An 18,097-nucleotide genomic window follows, 5' to 3' on the forward strand; every position below is an offset into this window, starting at 1 on the left:
ACCCGGTGGCCTTTCGCAGCGTCGTCAGCGACGGGCGACCGGCCCAGACCACCAGCAGTCGCAACGACTCCATGAATGTCGCCACGTCAGACGCGGTCGACGGGTCAACGCCAGCCTGCGCCACGCATCATAGGACGACCTCTATCGCAATCTTCAACCTGTGGTCGAGCGTCGTCGACCCCGGCTGATCACGACAGCCCTTGACCGTTTTCTCTTGATCAAGGAAGAGATCCAGAATCTTGTTGCCGACATGTACTCGGCGTACGCCGCGTTACGTGAGGCCGGGCCGGTGCATCGGGTGCCGTTGCCGACGGCACCACCACCGGGCTTCCCTAGCTGGAATGGGTAAGGGCGTGGGCGGCGGACGGTACAGGAACGTCGGGACTACCCCCACAGGCGTGGGGAGGACTACAGCGCCTCGATCGCCGCCGACCGCGCCGCCGGACCACCCTTGCGCGTGCGGGAGTTCCGACGCGATGGTTGCCTGACGGCGACCGGGCATGGCCCTGCTCGTCAGCGGTGTGCCTGGTTCCTGGATCGGCCCGGGGCCGCGCTATGCGGTGCTGTCGATGCCCTGGGTGGTGAGTTGCTGTCCCGGTCGACGGACCGGGCGAGGAGCGCAACGCGTGCGAGGTCAACCGGGCGGCGGGCCGCGATCTGAGGTGCGCCCGGCCGACGGGCCGGGCGAGGAGGAGGACGAAGGTCGGATAGCTTCACCGCTCGAGCGTGCCTCGATCACATCTCCAACGAACGCAACACCGCCGTTGAACCGGCTGACCGTGAGGGCCTCCGAGCGATGCGAGGTGTTCCGCATCCCACTCGGAGGCCCTCACCTATGGCGGGCGTCGCAGTCCTCTTGCGAATCGGGGGCAACTTCGAAGGTCGGGGAGGCTATCGTAACGGCAGATTTTCGAGGAGTATTATACGTGGGGAATGGTTTGTGTTGCCCCACGGACACAAAACTGTGGTGAGTTCACCACCACTTTCCAGCAGGTCAGACCACTTCTCGTGGGTCGGCGGATCGTCAACTTCTTCGATCCGCGCGGCGTGTTCCCGGCGGTGTGTGCCGTGCCATAACTCGTCGCACGGTTTGTGAGCTGGGGTTTCGCCGGTCGGACGCATGCTCGGGTGATGGTGTTCCGGCTGCTGTATCTGATCATGGTTCAGGTGTTCGGCTGGCTTGCGTGGTTGTCGCGCAGCGACGCCGCCAAGACCGCGGAGCTGCTGGTCCTGCGGCATGAAGTCGCGGTCCTGCGCCGTCAGGTCGGTCGGCCGCGACCGTCCTGGCCGGACCGGGCGGTGCTGTCCGCGCTGACGCGGCTGCTACCCGGCTGGCTGAGGCAGCATCGCCTCGTCACCCCGGCCACGCTGCTGGCGTGGCACCGCCGGCTGGTCCAACGCCGGTGGACGTACCCCATCCGCCCAGGCCGGCCGCCGATCACGACCGAGATCCGCGGCCTGGTCCTCCGGCTGGCGCGGGAGAACCCGACCTGGGGACACCGCCGTATCCAAGGCGAGTTGGTCGGCCTTGGGTATCGGGTCAGTGCCGGCACGATCCGCCGGGTCCTGGCCCGCATCCGGACAGAGCCTGACACGGTTGTTCGGGCACGTATCCGCATCCCGTCGGCAACAGCGCTACCTCCCGCGGCGGCATCACGCCGAGCCGAGACGGGCACGTCAATGATCTTCCTGTACTGGTCGATCGCCCGGCAGACTTGACGCCGAACATCGTTGACCTTCACGTATGTCTCGTCGACGAACCACCGGTCACCCGGCGAGTGCCGGGCGAACCGGGCGGTATCAGCCGGCAGCGGCGTGAACCGTTGCGTCCAACGGTAAACAGTGACGTGGGCCACCTCAAGACCGCGCTCGATCAGGAGTTCCTCGCGGGAATGCAGAAAAGCGTTTTCGTCCATTGACGCAGGCGAACGTCGTTATCGATCCAGTAGCAGGCCGGGACGGGTTGCGCAGCCCTTACGTCTCCTGGATAATTACCAGCCAGTGATCGACATCATGCCGTGACTGAGGGGAGTCAACGAGCCATGAAACTTCAGAGGTCTCTGCTGGCCGGAGCAATGGCTGTCGTTGCTGCGGGAGCGGGCTTGGTTGTCACTGCCGGCCCCGCCCAGGCAGTGACCCAACACGCCTACTGCGGCAGCGGCGACGCATGCCTGTACTACCGAATCAACTACGGCGGATCGATGGTCGGCATCCCCGACCAACTGGTGCCGGATTACCTGGCTTCTCCGGCGGTGCTGTTTCGCACCACGGGCGACGGCAAGGGTGCGGTCGTCGGAAATCAGACGGGCTCGTACTACAACAGCAACGACGCTTGCGCACTGCGCGTCTACGAACACAGGAACTATGCGGGTCGTTACAACACCTGGGGTCAGCTGAGCGGCAGTGGCAACAACCAGTTCGTGACACGGAACAACAACCGCAGTCACGTCTTCTGTCCCTGATCAGGACCTGCCGCTCCAGGTATCACCGCGCTCGTGGCTGATGGCGCAGCACCATCAGCCACGGCGCGTCCATACCGGCCTCGGGGAGTATTACATGAGTCGATGGTGCGTCCGCCTCTTCGCCTCCACCGGCATGGCATCGCTGCTGCTTTCGTTCGGCTGTTCCTCGGGAGAGGAGGCGACCGAAGTAGGACGGGGTGTCGTGGCGGTCACTCCCGCGCCCGTGGGCGCTGTTCCCGACATCAATTCCACCAGCGACCTCACTCTGCCGATCGAGGCGTACATGCTGTCCGACAAGCAGAGCGCTCTGCTCGACCGCGCGCGGCAGACGCTGATCCAACGTTGCATGCAACGCTTCGGCTTCGCGTACTCCATCCCGGTCGTGCCACCACCCCGTGACTCAGCTCTCGTCGAGCGACGGTACGGGATCGCCGATTTCACAGTGGCCGCCGAATGGGGCTATCACAGCCCCGACTCCGCGCAGAGGCACATGCGCCAGAGGCCGGTCACCGCCAATTCTCGAACACCCGCGGAACTGACAGTGCTCACCGGTTGGCCGGGCGGGAAGATCCTACCGGGTCGAACCCCGCCGCCGGCTGGCCAAGTGGCGGGTGAACAGATCCCGGTCGGTGGCTGCCAGGGCGAGGCGATTCGCCAGATCACTGGGGACGACGACACCAACTACGGCGATGACGCACTCGTACAGGCCATCAACCAGAGCACCGAGTCGGACTCCGACAAGAGGACCCGTGATGCGATCGGCAAATGGTCGGAATGCATGAAGCGCGCAGGCTACGACTACCCAGGGCCGCTGGAGGCGGTCGACAGTTTTGGTGGACCGACGCCGACCGAGATCGAGCGAAAGACCGCGGTGACGGACGTGAAATGCAAGTCCGAGACCAATCTCATCGGGGTCTGGTTCACGGTCGAGACCGCCTACCAGACCGCAGCGATCCAGCAGAACCTCGAGCGACTGACGTCCGCGAAACGCCGCCTGGAAACCATGATCCGAAACGCCGCATCCATCTCCGGTGACGCCGCTGCGTCGGCGAACGCGCCGCAGCCGCAGCCGCGTTAGCTGAACTGGCGTACGGGCTCGCCGTCGTGGAGGTATCCCCTGCACGCCCTTGACGTCAGCAAGGCTGAAGCGCTGCGCCCGGTCCTCGGACCGGGCGAGGATCGAAACGGCGTGACGTTGGTGTGAATGGCCCAGCTCAGCGCCCCGAGCTGCGCCCGATCGACGGACCGGGCGAGGATCGCAACTTGCGCCACGCATACATCTGGTTCTGCTCGGCGTCGCGCTGCGCCGGTCCCTGGGTCGGGCGAGGAGGACGAAGGTCGGTTAGCTTCACTGGTCGAGTGTGCCTTGATCGCGCCTACAACGACCGCAACGCCACCCTCCAATCGGCTAACCATGAGGGCCTCCGAGTGATGCGAGGCATTCGGCATCCCACTCGGAGGGGGAGTCAAGTCCGGGTCTATCTCGCCGACGGTGTTCCGGCAATCTTGGTTAGTTCGGGTGACTGCGAGAGGGTCCCGGTGGGGCCGGGGCGGTACGTTCGTGCCGGACGGCGCGAGGTGTGGACCGGCGGAATCCTGACAGCGACATTCGACGATCGCTGGTCTTTTCGGCCATGAGTACACCCACGTGGTGTGCTCACCACAGAAAGGTGTTCGCGTCCCCCTCGGACACGTACAGTTACCCCACAGTAATCAGCGTCAGGCTTATCCTCGACGCTGATTTTGTTTTGACCGGGGTCGTAGGTGAGAGCGATCCGTAGCTCGCGATAGACGTTGCTCTTGTCCTCGCTGTGGGCGTCGCGCAGGGTGTCGCGGATGTCATCGAAGCTGCCGACGAGGCGTCGGATGCCGTCCTCGGTGAGGTGACGCGGAGCGGGTTCTTGTGCTGCTTTGTCACGTTGAGCGATGGCGGCGGCGCGTTGGGCGTTGACCTTGGCCATCCAGGCGGCGACGGTGGCGGGGTCGCCTCCGGCGTCTGCGATGGCGCGGTACTGGACCTGGTTAGCGAGTGCGTACTCGTTGGGGTAGCGGCACCGGTAGGTAGGCGGACTCGTGTGCCTGGTGGCTTTGCATTTTGCGTCCGCACAGCCCACAGAGCATGAGTCCGCGAAGCACGTAGTGGCGACGCGCCTTCCGTGGTCGGGTGCCGGTGCGGCCTCGGCCGCTGGCCGCCATGATCGTTTTTGTCAGCTCGAAGTCGTTGACGGTGACGAGCGGTGGATGAGCGATCGTGTCGGACCACACCCAGGAGTCCTTGTCGTTCCAGCGCATCCGGTTTCGTGGCCGAGGGCGACGCCATTGACGTCAAGGAGTACTTCGTCCTTGCGTTGTTGTTCCACACCTGCCGGCCCGTGTAGCGGGGGGTGGACAGGATGTTCTTGACGGCGCTCTTAGTGCTGCGGCCGGGTTGGCGGGCAGCGGAGGCGTGTCGCGTCGACCGGCCGAAGCTCGTCGGTCAACGCGGGCTTCGCTGACGACGTGGACCTTCGACCCCGCGCTACCGCTGGGCGGCAACCTCGAAGCTGTACTCGGCACGCGCCTGGGTGGACCGGGAGCGGACAGCGGGGATGCGTACCGCCGCCCACGTCCCGGTCCACGTCGAACCGCTCATCGCCGACGTGCGCCCGCGAACCTCAGGCCGGCGGTCCGGGCAGCGTACGGCCGGTGTACTGCGGCCGGTCGGCGGCACGAGCCAGTACCGGCCCGCTCGGCGGGTACCAGACATGGTGGATGTTGTCGGTGTCACGGGCCACGAAGATGTAGCTCGGCCCACCGGAATTGGTGTAGGCCAGAACGGTCGGATCGGTCGCGGCGGTGAAGCCACCCTCCCCCGGGGCCTGCACCCAGGCGCCCCACTGTCCGGAGCCCTGCGCGGTCTCCCGGACGGCGTGCATCGTGCCGTCCGCGCGGCGGGCGATCACCTCGGTCCGACCGTTGTTGGGGTGCAGCAACGCCGCCGGGGAACCGGCCGCGACCAGGTCGCCGACCGGGGTCCAGGCCGCCGCGAAGGTGCCGCTGCCGTCCTGCGCCTTGGTGACGATGGTGCCCTCGGCGGAGCGGACCAACACCCGCAGCCGGTAGCCGGGGTAGACCACGACGGCGGGGCTGCCGGTGAGGCCGGCACCGCCCAGGTCGGTCCAGGCGGACAGGGCGCCCCCCGGGTAGTACGTCGCGGTCCGCACCGCCCCGGCACCGCTCAGACCGAAGAGCTGGAGCGCGCCGTCCACGGCCGCCACCGAAGGCGTACCGGTCAGGCCCGTCGCGCCGAGGCTGCGCCAGAAGGTGTACGCCCCGTTCGCGGCCGCCTGCGGCAGGTGCCAGAGCCGACCGTCGGCGTCGACGGTGAACTGGACCAGCGTGCCGTCCGGCATCCGGTGCGCCGCCGGCGGCGCCGCCATCGACCCGCCGAGCCGGGTCCAGCCGGCCCAGCCGGGGGTGCCGGCGGTGGCCTGGGTACGGGCCCAGACGTTGCTGTCGACGTGCTGGGCGGCGAGCTGGACCCGGCCGTCGGGCTGCTGGACCAGGTTCGGCGGGCCGCTGAACGCCTCGCCGTCGGAGATCGCGGTCCACTGCACGAGGCCGATGCTGTCCGGGTCGGGCACCCGGCCGTGCAACAGCCGCCCAATGTTGTCCACGTAGCCGAACTCCAACGGCCCGAGCAGGGCACCATTCGCCGGCGCGGCCTGCATCGCGGCGGTACGCGAGTACGGCGTCACCGGCACACCCGGCAGCGGGTCGGCGAACCAGCCCTGGAGGTCCACGATCAGCCGCAGGGTGCCGGGCGAGGAGTTCCGGATGGTGATCTTGCCCTCCAGCCCGGGGCGGACGATCACGGCGCTGGCCCTGTCCTCACCGGCGTTGAAGTTGTTCAGGCTGGTCGTGGGCGGGGCCGGCCCGGTGGGCCAGGCGGTGAGGTAACCGCCGGTGGTGGCGCCCGTCACGGTCAGGTTGAGTACGGCGCCGGCGATGCCCCGGGTGGGCAGTCCGTTGGTGCCTCCGACGGCCACGTCGACGGTGCCGTTGGCCGGTACCAGCGTGCTGCCGGTGTCGAGCAGCCGGGCCAGCGCGGGGCGGTATCCGGCGCCCTGGGTCGGCTGGGCGGAGAAGTAGCCGTGCGCGTCGACGACCAGGTGGATGGCGGCGCCGCCGCTGTTGCGGATGACGGTCCTGCCGTCCGGCCCGATCCGGACCGCCCCGGTCTGGGCGGTGGTGCCGACGGGGTAGTCGAAGATGCTGGCCGTGGCCGACCCGCCGGGCGGATAGGCGGCCAGGAAGCTCTCCCGGGTGGCGGCGACGACCGTGAGGTTGACGAGCGCCGCCCCGGCGTTGGCCGGGATCGGGGCTCCGTTGCCGACGGTCACGGTGAGGGTGCCGCCGGCCGGAATGGTGGCCTGGGGCGCGCCGGTGCCGTTGCGGGTGTCCACCAGCCGGGTCTGGGTGACCGGGACGAAGCCGCCGCGCCCGGTCGCCGTGGTCGGGTTGGCGAGGAAGTAGCCGTGCACGTCCGAGACGATGTGGGTGCTGCCGCTGTGGTTGTAGAAGTTGATCTTGCCGTTGCTGCCGACCGGCACGACCGCGGTGTTGGACTGCACCACCCCGGCCTTGACGTTCAGCATCGAACTGATGGGGCGGCTGGTCAGGTCGGGCCAGAGGGTGAGATAGGTCGGCGTCGTCGGGACGACCGCCGCGACGTCGACCAGCACCGCGCTCACCCCGGTCGCCGGCACCCCCGCCCGGCCGAGCACGTCGACCGTGGTGGTGCTGCCGGCGCCGCGTACCCCGGCCGTGGCGCCGATGCCGCTGCGGGTGTCGAGCAGGGTGGTCGGCGCGGCCAGCGCGACGTAGTCACCGCCCCGGCCGGCCGCGTCCGCGGACCCGGGTGTCGCCCCGACGAACGCCGGCCCGACGGCGCCGACGACCAGTGCGGCGACGACACCGAGGATCGGCAGTTTGCGGCGTCGCCGGTCCGGTCCGCCGGGCTGCGGCGGTCGGATTCTTCTCATCGTTTCCTCCCCGTGGATGAGCCGTATTCATGGTTCAGGGAAACAGCCGCTCCGAATAGGACGGCAGCTTCCCGAAGGACTCGCGAAGTGCGGCGGCGAAGCTCGACAAGCGTTTGATCATCTCCGCCGTACCCGGAGCGGGACGCTCGGCCCGCAGCCGCGCCCCGGCACGCCGGTCCATCTCGTCGCCGGCCCGGAGCGCCTCGACCAGGTGCATCCGCACCCGCCGCCCCTCGTGCACGTAGTAGCCGGGGGGCCGGCGTCCGTCGACGGTGCGGCACACCAGCAGTGCCACATAACTCTCCCGCCAGTCCAGCTGGATCTCGTACGTGAGCGGGCCGACGACGTAGGCGACGATGGTGTCGGTCGAGAGGTCCTGGACGTCGGGCGCACGCCCCGCCGCCCGTTCGACGAAACCGAATTCCGCTCGCGCGTGGGCGATGACGTCGCCACGCGTGGGCTGGCGGTCAGAAGTCAAGGCCGGGCACCCCACCAGAGTTCCTGCCGGTCCGTTCGAAGACCCGGCGGTAGTTCGTGTAGCCCTGGGTGACGCGCCGTTCCATCCCGTAGAAGTCGCTCGGAGCCTTTCCCCCCGCACGCGCCGCGAAGTCCGGGCCGATGTCGATGATCTCACGCCCGGCCCGCATGGTGTCCCGGATCATCCGTTCGTTACGCGCCAGGCCGAGCGGCTTCTGCCGGCTGAGGTCGAGATTCCAGGGCCGGTACGGGCGGGCGCCGTTCGCCTGCGCGTACGCCCTGACCCGATCCATGTTCTCCCCGATCACCAGCGGCTTGCAGTTGTGCACCAGAACCGAGGTGCCGGCGGTCACCACGTGGTACGTGTGCAGGCCGTCGACGGTCAGGTTGTAGGCGCGCTGGTCCGGCGCGGTCCGTTTGGTGATCGCGGTGATCTGGACGGACGTGCCGGCCGCGGTACGCAGCAGCGCGCCTGCGGTCAACTCGGCCGCGGTGACCCAGCGGTCGAGGTCCGCGACCCAGAACGGGTGCCCGTCGGTCGCCACCAGCGTGCCGGTACGCTCGCCGAGCGCACCGTCGACGTCGACGGTCACCTCGACCATCCGCTTCTCGCCCTCGCCGGAGATCCGGTCGGTGACCCGGCGCGGCTCGGTACGTCCGGTGGTCGGGTCGGCGGCGAGCACCGCGTCGCCGATCCGGACCTGCTCGATCGGCCGGGCGGAGCCGTCCGCCATCAGCACGGCGGTGCCCGGCGCGAAGCTGTTGCCGCAACCGACCCGGCTGGCCAGCCCGCCGACCCGACCGCTGGCGATGTTGGCGACCTCGCTGCGGGCCGCCGAGCTGGCGGACTGGGCCGCCGATCGGACGCCGCCGGAGAGCGCCCGGACCCCGGAGCCGAGCGCCGCGCCGGCGACCGAGCCGAGCCCGCCGGTCAGGCCGCCGACCACCCCGCCGAAGAGCGCGTTCCCGGCCATCTCCTGCCAGCTGTGCCCGCCCTCGACCAGGTCCTGGGTGACCGAGCTGACCGCGCCGGCCAGCGCGCCGCAGGCGACGGCGCCCACCCCGGTCCAGCCGATGGCCACCCCGCAGCCGATCCCGACCACCGCGCCGGCGGCGATCCCGGCGATGGTCGCCGCGTGCGTCGCGACGAACTCGGAAACCGCCGAGGCGGCGGTGGAGACGGCCTGCACCACCACACCAACCGCGTCGACCGCCTTCTGGTAGACCACCTGCACGGCCTTGGCGACGTCGTGCACCACGTTGCGGACGGTGGCGATGACCTTGGCGGGCAGGCTGGCCACCGTGGAGACGACCGACTTCAGGCCGGAGTAGATCGGCTTGAGGGCCGCCGCGATCGCCGGCAGCGGGTTGTGCTTCACCACGAACTGGACGGCCGCCTTGGCGGCGTTGGTGACCCGGTGCGCTGCGGCGACCGCCGCGCGTTTCACCTCGGCCGCACGCTCCCGGGCCCAGGACACCGCCGCGGACGCCTTGCCCGCCACCCAGCGGGCGGCCGAGACGACCTTGTCGGCCACCCACTGCGCCGCGCTCTTCGCCTTGTCGTAGAGCCACCTGACGGCGGAGCTGACCTTGCTGGCGACGTACTTCACCGCCGAGACGGTGTAGTTCCACGCGCTGCGGGCCGCCGAGACGGTGTGGTTCCAGACATTGCGAGCGGCCGAGACGGTGGCGCGAGCGGCGCCGGACACCGCACCGGCCACCGCCTTGACTGCCCGCTTGCACCAGCCGCACGATGGCCAGTGGCCGTCCGGGTCGGTGTGAACCATCGGGTCGCCGGCCCCGTAGACGTACCGGTTGGCCAGGATCGACGCCCCGGCGGCGTAGGTCACCGAATCGCGGGAGTCGAACGTGCCGGTCGCCGGGTCGTACCAGCGGGCCCCCATGTTGACCTGGTCGGTCGCCGGGTCGGTCCAGTCGCCCTGGAAGCCGAGGTTGGTCTCCTCGCCGCTGGTCGCGATCCGCTGCCCGAACGGGTCGTAGGCGGTGGAGTCGCCGAGCCTGGGCAACGCCTGGTCGGCCGGGTCGAAGCTGGCGACCACGTCCCCGTGCTCGTCGGCGAGGGCGATCCGTTCGCGGTCCCCCTCGCCGACCGCGAGCAGTTCGTCGCCGGGACCGCGCCCGTAGCTCTCGGTGCCGTCGCCGACCACCTCGTCGCTGAGCCCGGCATAGCGGAATCCGGTGCCGTTACGCTCGGTGACCCGGTCCAGGCTGTCGTACGCGTACCGCTGCCCGTCGCCCTCCACCAGCCGGTCGAACGCGTCGAACGAGTACGTCTCGGTGTGCCCCGAACTCGTCTTGCCGGCGAGCGTGCCGCGCGCCGTGTAGGTGTAGCTGTGGTCTCCGTCGGTCAGCAGGCGGTTCCGGGCGTCGAAGCTGGCCGTCTTGGCGCCGGCCCGGATCCGGTTGCCGGAGTCGTCCCAGCCGTACCCGGTGCTCCGGTCCCCGGCGGTCCACGCGGTGAGCCGGCCCGCCCAGTCGTAGTCGTACCGGTTGTCGGCGGCGCCGGCGGTCCCGGTGGTGGTCTTGCGGACCATCCGGTCGTCGAGGTCGTATTCGTAGCCGATCGAGGAGACCACGGCGCCGGCGTTGTTGCGCAGCGTGTCCGAGGCGACCCGGCCGAAGTCGTCGTAGCCGTAGCCGCGTACCCGGCCGGCGCCGTAGTCCACCGTCTTGACCTGGCCGGCGGCGTCGTACCCGATGGTCTGGGTGGTCCGGGTGACGGCGTCGGTCACCGTCGCCAACCGGGCGTCCCGGTAGGTGTAGTCCGCCGTGCCGGCCGGGTCCGTCCGGGTGGTGAGCTGGCCGTCCCGGTCGTAGCCGAAGCTGGCGGAGCCGGCCGGGCCGGCGGCGGTGAGCAGGTCACCCCGGTCGTTGTAGGCGTAGCTGTCGGTGCCGCCGGGTGCGCCGACCGCGACCACCCGGCCGGCCAGGTCGTAGCCGAGGCGCCGGTCGGGCTGCCCGGCCCCGGAGCCGGTCTCCCGGCTCAGCCGCCCGGCCGCGTCGTAGCCGCGCAGCCGGGTGACACCGCCGGGCGCCCGCAACTGCTCCGGGTTTCCGGTCAGGTCGTAGGACATGCTCCAGGTCCGGTCGGTGGCGGCCGGGTGCGCCGCGGTCGCCGGTTCGACCACCGTCGCCGGCAGGCCGAGGCTGTTCACCGTGTAGACCGTCGCGTTGCCCCGCCCGTCGGTGTAGCGGGTGCGGTTGCCGGCGGCGTCGTACCCGAAGGTGGTGGTGATCTCCCTGCCGGCCGCCACCGGCTCGACCTGCCGGACCAGCAGGTTGCGCGCGTCGTAGGCGTAGCTGGTCACCCGCTGCTGGGCGTCCGTGGAGGAGACCAGGTTACCGGCCGGGTCGTAGCGGTAGGTCTGCGTCCGCAGGCTGGCCCCCTGTGCCGACAGGTCCGCATCGGTGGCCACCCGGCCCAGCACGTCGAAGTCGATCCGGGAGGTGCGGCCGAGGCCGTCGGTCATCCGGACCTGCCGGCCGTGCAGGTCGTAGCCGTACTGGGTGGCCACGCCCGCCGGGGTGGTGCTGCGGAGCAGCTCACCCGCCCGGTTGTAGACCATGCTGGTCCGCGCCCCGCCGGGCGAGACGGACTCGGTCAGGTTGCCGGTGTCGTCGTAGCTGTGCCGGGTGGTGAAGTTGTCGGCGACCGGGCGCCGCTCGACCTGGGTCACCGTCACCGGCCGGTCCAGGGCGTCGTAGGTGGTCTCCACCCGGGCGCCGGTCGGGTCGGTCACCGACAGCACCTCACCGGTACGGGTGTACGTGTACCGCCACAGCGCCCGCTCGTCGTTGGTGGCGGCCGGCTCGTCCCGGACGGTGAGGCGGTTCAACTGGTCGTACGCGTACCGGGTCACGTTCTGCCGGGGGTCGACGACCTCGGTCACGTTGCCCAGCGCGTCGTACCGGGTCCGGGTGGTCGGCGTCGCGGGCACGCCGCCGATCGGGGTGTAGGACGGCTCGCTCTCGGTCACCACCCGGCCGACCCGGTCGTAGCCCTGCTGGCCGACGTTGCCGAGCGCGTCCCGCGCGGATACCTGCTCGCCGAACGCGTTGAAGCCGATGGTCTCGGTCGGGTTGACGGTGACCGGCGCGGCGCCGTCACTCTCGGCCGCCACCGCCGGGCCGACGGTGGCCACCTGCCGTTCCAACTCGTCGTAGCGGAACGAGGTGGTGTACGCGGCCGGGTCGGCGCCGGCGGCGTTGCCGCGCGGATCGGTCGTCGAGGTGACCAGGCCGCGCCTGTCGAAGGTGTAGCTGGTGACCAGGTTGGTGTCGCCGCCGAGCACCGTCTCCCGGTCCCGGTTGCCGGCCGCGTCGTAGCGGTACTCGACCGTCTGCCCGGTGGCGGACATCGGCCACGGCACGTTGGCCGCCTGGCCGGACCAGCTCGTCCGGGTGACGTTGCCGGCCAGGTCGTAGGCGTAGCTGGTGCGCCGGGCGAGCCCGGTGGGATCGAGCGTGGTGCTCTCCACCCGACCCGCCCGGTTGACCACGTGCTGGGTGACCAGCTCACCGTCGCCGGTCTCCTGCCGGAGCACGTTGCCCGCGCCGTCGTACGTGTTCGCCTCGACGACGTAGTCCCGGGTGCTGCCGTCGGGATTGCGGAACCCCCTGAGGATGATCTTCTCGGGCAGGTCGTCGCGGTAGTAGGTGTACTCCAGCCGGTTGCCCATCGCGTCGGTGTGCCGGACCATCCGCCCGGCGTGGTCGTACGCGTAGGAGTTGAGCACCAGGTAGTCCCCGGGCGCCGGGTCGGGCGCACCGGCCGGATCGCCGCGCCAGTTCCGCAGCCGCACCTCGGCGATCACGTTGCGCGCGGTGAACGCGTACTCGTACCGGTTGCCGTTGGCGTCCACCATGGACGTCCGGTTGCCGTACCGGTCGTAGCCGTAGGAGGTCTCGCCGCCCTCCGCGTCGACCGTCCGGGCCAGCCGGTTGTGGTCGTCGTACTCGAAGGTGGTCACCCGGGCCGGGTCGTCGGTCAGCGCGTCGCGCACCTCGGTCCGCACCACGTTGCCGTCGACGTCGTACCCGTTGACGGTGACGCTCTGGTGCGCGGCTCCGCTGACCGCGTCGGTGGTGACCGGCCTGGTGACGGTGGTCAGCCGGGACAGCGCGTCGTAGGTGTAGCTGGTGGTGACCCCGTTCGGGAAGGTGTCGGAGATCTCCGTCTCGGACACCCGCCGGCCCAGCGCGTCGTAGCTGAACGTGGTGACCAGGCCCGACGGCTCGGTGACCTGGGCCAGGTCGCCGTTGGACCGGTAGTCGTACCGGGTGACCGCCCCGCGCGGGTCGGTGGTGGTCCGTACCAGCCCCGGCGGCATGGCGCCGCCGCCGACCGCCGCGTCCGTGCCCCCGGTGTACGTGTGCCGCACCGTCGCGCCGTCCGGGTTGGTCTGGGTCAGCAACTCGCCGGTGGGGTGGTAGGTGAACGTCGTCCGGTAGGTGAGGTCGGTGGCGTTCGCCGAGCGGCCGTCCCGGGTCTCGGTGGGCAGGTCGTTGCGCGGGTCGAGGGGGTTGCCCCCGGCCGGGAAGGTGGAGTACGCGGTGTGGCACTGGCTCGATGTGCGGCAGGTCCGGCGGGAGGTGACGTTGCCCCGGTCGTCGTAGCCGAGGGTGACCGAGTCGCCGTTCTCGTTCGTGATCACGTTTTGGAAGCCGCGCTCGTCGTAGGAGAACGAGCGGATCGCCATCCCCTCCAGCGTGCGGCCGTCGAAGACCGGTCCGCCCGAACCGCCCGGGATGACCGTGCAGAATCTCGGGTCGCCCGGGTCCGGACTGTTGCACAGCTCGGTCGGGCTCGTTGACGGGGTCGGCGAGGGTGACCGGTAGCCGGGCCGGTCCTCCTCCCGCACGCCGATGCCGAGCGGCGAGCCGGACCGCAGCATCCGTCCGGCGAGCGCGTCGTATTCGTACAGGTAGGGCCGTCCGCCCGGGTCGAGCACCTGGATCGAGCGGCGCAGGTCGGTGTCGCCGCCGTGCACCGCCGGTGCGCCGATTCGCCAGTGGCCGCCGTTGCGGTCGACGTACCCGGCGATCCGGTCCAGTGTGACGTCGTACGTCGCCTCGGCCGCCACCTTGCCGCTGGGCAGGGCCACCCTGCTGAGCTGGTCGGCTCGTTGGGTGCCGAGCTGGTGGTGGCTGGTGACCGCCGCCGGCCCCAACGGGTGCGCGTAGACGGCGACCTCGTCGATGGCGCCGGAGAACGACCGCTGGGGGGTGCCGCCCCAGCCGGGCCACGAGGCGGGTGCGGTGGCGTACGCCGCGCCGACCTGGTTGAACGTCTGGTTGGTGTGGTCGATCGCGGCGTTGAGCGTGCCGACGGCCCGGCCGTCCAGGTAGAGCGTCTGGGTGTCGCCCATCGCGGAGAGCACCACGTGGTGCCAGCGGTTGTCGTTGACCGCGCCCGGCGAGGTGATCGGGGCGATCGCGCCGGTGCGGAACTGGCCGCGCAGCCGGCCGTCGGTCCCGACGTAGAGCAGCGGGACACCGGTGCTGGACGCGCTGCCGAGCGCGGCGTCCTGGTAGCCGACGAGCGGACCGCCGGTCTGCACCGCGGAGACCTTGAACCAGACCTCGACGGCGGCGTCCCGGTTCTTCTTCAGCGCGCCCTTCGGCAGTTCCAGCACCGAGGTCGTGCCGTTGAAGGTGACCGCGGTGTTGTCGGTGCCGGGCAGCGCGCCCGCCGCACCGAGGGTCAGGTTCCGGCCGGTGGCCGCGTCCTTGCCCAGGTTGACCGCGATCTCGCTGGCCGCCGCCGTGCCCTGCGCCTCGCCGAGCCGCCAGTACGACTCGGGGCGGCTGTCCAGCACCGCGCTGCGGTAGTGCGAGCCGGCCGTGTACTGGTAGGCGGTGCAGACGTCGCCCGGCGCGCAGACCCGGGTCAGCAGGTCACCGTCGTAGGTGTAGTTCCAGGTCAGCGCCGCCCCGTTGACCGGATCGGTGCGCACACTGGAGACATGCGCGCCGGTCCAGGTGAACCAGAGCGCCCGGCCCGCGGTGTTGGTCTGGCTGTTGGAGACCTGCGCCCTGGCCAGCCGCCCGGTGCCCGGGTCGTGGCTGAGCACGATGGACCGGGCGCTGGCGTCGGAGATCCGAATCAGCCGGCCGGTGCCGGAGAACTCGTAGCTCGTGCCGGCCCGGTCGGCGAGGGTGTAAGTGGTGCCGGAGAGCACCAGCGAGGCGGCCCGCCCCTGCGGCGCCGCGAAGCTGCCGTCCGGGTTGCGGCCGAACCGGACCTGCTGCCCGTCCGGGTAGGTGATCACCACGTTGCCGGAGCCGTCGTCGTCGGGCACCAGCCGCATGTCGTACACGGTCACCCAGCCGGCGCCGAAGCTCAGGTTCCGGCGCGGGTCGAGGCTGTTGTACGTCCGCACCACCCGCAACTCCGGGCCCACACCAGTGACGGAGGCGTCCAGCGCGGCGGTGCTGAAGTTGCCGACCTGCGGGTCGAACTCGCGCTCTTGGCTGCCGTACGGGGAACCGGCCAGGCGCGAGGTGATCTCCGGCTGCGGTACGGCGGTGACCAGGGTCGACCAGTCCGACCCCACCTCGTTGCCCGCGTCGGCGACGAACGCCCGCCAGACGTAGGTCCTGCTCCAGTGCAGTCGGCCGGCCGGCACCGTCCAGGCCTGGCTGGTCAGGTAGCCGGAGTTGGCGCAGTTGACGTTGGTGCCGGCATCGGTCCGCTCGCAGTACTCGAACTTGAAGCGCAGCGTCGAGCCGGGCGGCGCGTCGATGTCCACGGCCCGGGCCCAGAGTTGCGGGGTCAGGGTCGGCGTCTGATAGCCGTTGGGCGGGTGGACCTCCTGGACGACCGGGGCGATGTCGAAGACCTGTAGGACGATCCGACCGGGCGGCACCTGTTCGTCGGTGAAGACCACCCCGCCGGTCTTCACCATCGTGAAGTCGAGGAAGTACTGACCAGGTGGCAACGCCTTGATCGTCGCCGCCAGGGTCACCCGGGCGCCCCGGGCAACCGTGCCGGGCAGGTTCGCCGCGCGTTGCTGGGTGACCGCCGTACCGGTCTCCGCGTTGTATGCCCGGTAGGCCAGGTAGTAGCCGGCCGACGTCCACGCCTCCGCACTGCGGTTGGTGACCGTGACCGTGACCTTGCCGTCCTGGTTCTGTAACACCGGCGGTTCGGGCACCGGGTTGGGAATCGTGTACGAGGCGTTGTACGGGCTGTGCGTGACGTACAGCCGGGGTGGGTTTGCGGTGGCGGTGCCGGCGAACCGCTTCCACGACGTGCTGTCGCCGACCGGGGCGCGCAGCGACAGGCCGTTGTTGGCCCGGGTGCCGTCGACCCAGCCCTGCACCAGCTGTTGGCCGGAACCGCCGAGGTCGAACAGGGCCGCCGCGGCTGGGCAGTTCGACTGGGACTGGCCGACGGCGATGTATCCGTAGCCGAACGACTCACTGGCCAGCGCGCCGCCGACCGACGGGCCCGGGTACGAGTGGCCGGTGCCGGCGGTCCACGCCTGGGTGACCTCGTGCACGCTCACCGGACGCGGCCGGCAGGAGGCTGCGTCGTAGTTGACCACCTGGAGCTGCGCCCCGTAGACGGTGTGGTTGCGCAACCGGTCGACCAGCCCGTCGAACTTCAGGTAGGAGGCGGCGGAGCCGTCCAGGTTGCCGACGAGCAGTTCGGAGCCGCCGGACCGGGACGAGTTGCCGTGCACCACCATCGCGGAGTCCGCACCGGCGGGTTCCACCGACGGGTCCAGCCGCACCGGGTACCGGCGGGCCGGGTCGCGCAGCCAGGCGTCGTCGGCGCGTACCTCAAGGGCAGGCCCACCCGCCGTGGTCACCAGGCGGTAGCCGACCGCGGTCGAGACGGCCGGCGTGGCGGCGGCGTCGCTCATGAAGCCCGCCGGGATGACCGCGCGGGTCCGTCCGGCGCCGTCGGCCAGCACCACCTGTCCGTCGACCAGCCGCGGCGTCAGGCCGGTCAGCCGGAGCGGGAAGACGAAGGTACGCGGTGCCGCCGCCGAACGCAGCACCAGGGTCTCCTTGATCCCGCCCGCCTGGCTGACCAGTTCCAGATCGGTGTCGGCCAGCACGCCGGGGTAGGTCGCCGTGCCGCCCGTCACCGTGGCGGCCGACGGACGGGCGCCAGCCAGCCCATACCCGAGGACGTGGCGCTCGTCGAAGGCCAGCCGGACCAGTTCGGCGGCGTCGGCCCGCCCGGCCAGCCGCAGCGCCACCGAGTCGGCGGCGTTGCGCCACTCGGGACCGGTGCGGACCAGCCGGCTGTCGATCGGCGCCCAGCCGCCCCCGGCCGTGCGGTAGTGCAGCGGATCGGCGGAGAACTCGGTGGTGCTGGTGCCATCGGCGTTGAGGTACCCGCGCTGGTTGGCGGTCCGTTCGGCCGGAAGCTCGCGGCTGGTCGCCGGGTCGAAGCCGCGGGCCTGTGACGGTGGTGCGTCGGCCACCCGTGCCGCGTTAGGTCGCGGCTGGGGGGCGGGCGGCTCGGCGCGCAGCGGATAGCGGGCGCGCAGCGACTGCGGCACGGTCCGGTTCCGTGGCCCGTCGACGAGGTGCTCCTGCCCGGCCGCCGCGCCCCAGCGCTGCTCCGGCTTTGCCTGCGCCCGGTGGTTGCCGCCGCCGCTACCGCCCGGCGGGGCCGGGTAGGAGAGGACGGCGGTGGTGCCGGGCTGGGCGTCCTGCACGCCGAGCAGCACGCAGAGCGCGAGCACGACGGAGCGCCACACCATTGACATTCGACTCTGCGTGGTCCTCCGGCGACGGCCGAACCGTCGACGGGCGCGCGCATCCCAATACCCGGACATGGTGCACCCCCGTGCTCCCCCTTGCGGGGAGACGAGGGCCTCCCCGCTGTCCGCCGGCCTCCCTCCACCCGGTGCGTCCGCACCGTCCGGTGTGGGCGTACCGCGCATCGAGGTGAACTCGACGGTCTGGTGTCCGCGTGATCAGCGCCGTCGTGTCGCCGGCGCCGAACACCTGGAACACTGCCCGGGACGTTAGCCAAGACATTGATAGTCGGCCATAGCTCGATCCGATGGTTGTCGATGTCCGGACAGCCAGCGAACACTGACGGCACGCCCGAGGGCGACCACGTCAGCGGGGGCTTTTCGGAGCATCGAC

General features: G+C 70.6%; 7 protein-coding genes and 1 pseudogene. 3 read left to right on the top strand and 5 right to left on the bottom strand.

Features of this window, described 5'->3' with window-relative positions:
* Positions 1-1,158: 1,158 nt before the first annotated feature.
* Complete coding sequence (locus tag ACZ6QQ_RS16135) at positions 1,159-1,719, top strand: helix-turn-helix domain-containing protein (RefSeq protein WP_465877152.1); 561 nt, start codon at positions 1,159-1,161, stop codon at positions 1,717-1,719.
* Here ACZ6QQ_RS16135 and ACZ6QQ_RS16140 read toward each other — a convergent pair.
* A pseudogene (locus ACZ6QQ_RS16140) lies at positions 1,644-1,886 on the bottom strand (DDE-type integrase/transposase/recombinase); the annotation flags it as partial. The gene ACZ6QQ_RS16135 and the pseudogene ACZ6QQ_RS16140 sit on opposite strands and share 76 nt — an antisense overlap.
* A 156-nt stretch (positions 1,887-2,042) precedes the next feature.
* On the opposite strand from ACZ6QQ_RS16140, the gene ACZ6QQ_RS16145 reads away from it, so the two are divergent.
* Together ACZ6QQ_RS16145 and ACZ6QQ_RS16150 are read left to right on the top strand one after the other, a co-directional pair.
* Positions 2,043-2,462: a peptidase inhibitor family I36 protein gene (locus ACZ6QQ_RS16145; RefSeq protein ID WP_465877027.1), complete on the top strand. Its 420-nt coding sequence runs from the start codon at positions 2,043-2,045 to the stop codon at positions 2,460-2,462.
* Between the two features lie 133 nt (positions 2,463-2,595).
* Positions 2,596-3,540: a hypothetical protein gene (locus tag ACZ6QQ_RS16150; RefSeq protein ID WP_465877029.1), complete on the top strand. Its 945-nt coding sequence runs from the start codon at positions 2,596-2,598 to the stop codon at positions 3,538-3,540.
* A gap of 400 nt (positions 3,541-3,940) precedes the next feature.
* On the opposite strand, the gene ACZ6QQ_RS16155 is transcribed toward ACZ6QQ_RS16150, so the two are convergent.
* The 4 genes from ACZ6QQ_RS16155 to ACZ6QQ_RS16170 form a co-directional block, all read right to left on the bottom strand.
* The gene (locus tag ACZ6QQ_RS16155; RefSeq protein ID WP_465877031.1) at positions 3,941-4,423 is read right to left on the bottom strand and encodes a hypothetical protein; all 483 of its coding nucleotides are present in this window, start codon (positions 4,421-4,423) and stop codon (positions 3,941-3,943) included.
* Between the two features lie 693 nt (positions 4,424-5,116).
* The gene (locus ACZ6QQ_RS16160) at positions 5,117-7,486 is read right to left on the bottom strand and encodes a DUF8189 domain-containing protein (protein WP_465877033.1); all 2,370 of its coding nucleotides are present in this window, start codon (positions 7,484-7,486) and stop codon (positions 5,117-5,119) included.
* A 34-nt stretch (positions 7,487-7,520) separates the two neighbouring features.
* Positions 7,521-7,964 (bottom strand): hypothetical protein, encoded by a 444-nt coding sequence (locus tag ACZ6QQ_RS16165; RefSeq protein ID WP_465877035.1) that lies wholly within the window; start codon positions 7,962-7,964, stop codon positions 7,521-7,523.
* Positions 7,954-17,712, bottom strand: a complete 9,759-nt coding sequence (locus tag ACZ6QQ_RS16170) for a LamG-like jellyroll fold domain-containing protein (RefSeq protein WP_465877037.1) — start codon at positions 17,710-17,712, stop codon at positions 7,954-7,956. The genes ACZ6QQ_RS16165 and ACZ6QQ_RS16170 overlap by 11 nt, the downstream gene beginning before the upstream one ends.
* Between the last annotated feature and the right edge of the window lie 385 nt (positions 17,713-18,097).

This window comes from Micromonospora sp. NPDC049529, from assembly GCF_055586685.1.

Bases quoted from the DNA above. Each gene is read 5' to 3' on its own strand.
- ACZ6QQ_RS16135 (WP_465877152.1), top strand. From the start codon at position 1,159: ATGGTTCAGGTGTTCGGCTGGCTTGCGTGGTTGTCGCGCAGCGACGCC.
- ACZ6QQ_RS16145 (WP_465877027.1), top strand. From the start codon at position 2,043: ATGAAACTTCAGAGGTCTCTGCTGGCCGGAGCAATGGCTGTCGTTGCT.
- ACZ6QQ_RS16150 (WP_465877029.1), top strand. From the start codon at position 2,596: ATGGCATCGCTGCTGCTTTCGTTCGGCTGTTCCTCGGGAGAGGAGGCG.
- ACZ6QQ_RS16155 (WP_465877031.1), bottom strand. From the start codon at position 4,423: ATGGCCAAGGTCAACGCCCAACGCGCCGCCGCCATCGCTCAACGTGAC.
- ACZ6QQ_RS16160 (WP_465877033.1), bottom strand. From the start codon at position 7,486: ATGAGAAGAATCCGACCGCCGCAGCCCGGCGGACCGGACCGGCGACGC.
- ACZ6QQ_RS16170 (WP_465877037.1), bottom strand. From the start codon at position 17,712: ATGTCAATGGTGTGGCGCTCCGTCGTGCTCGCGCTCTGCGTGCTGCTC.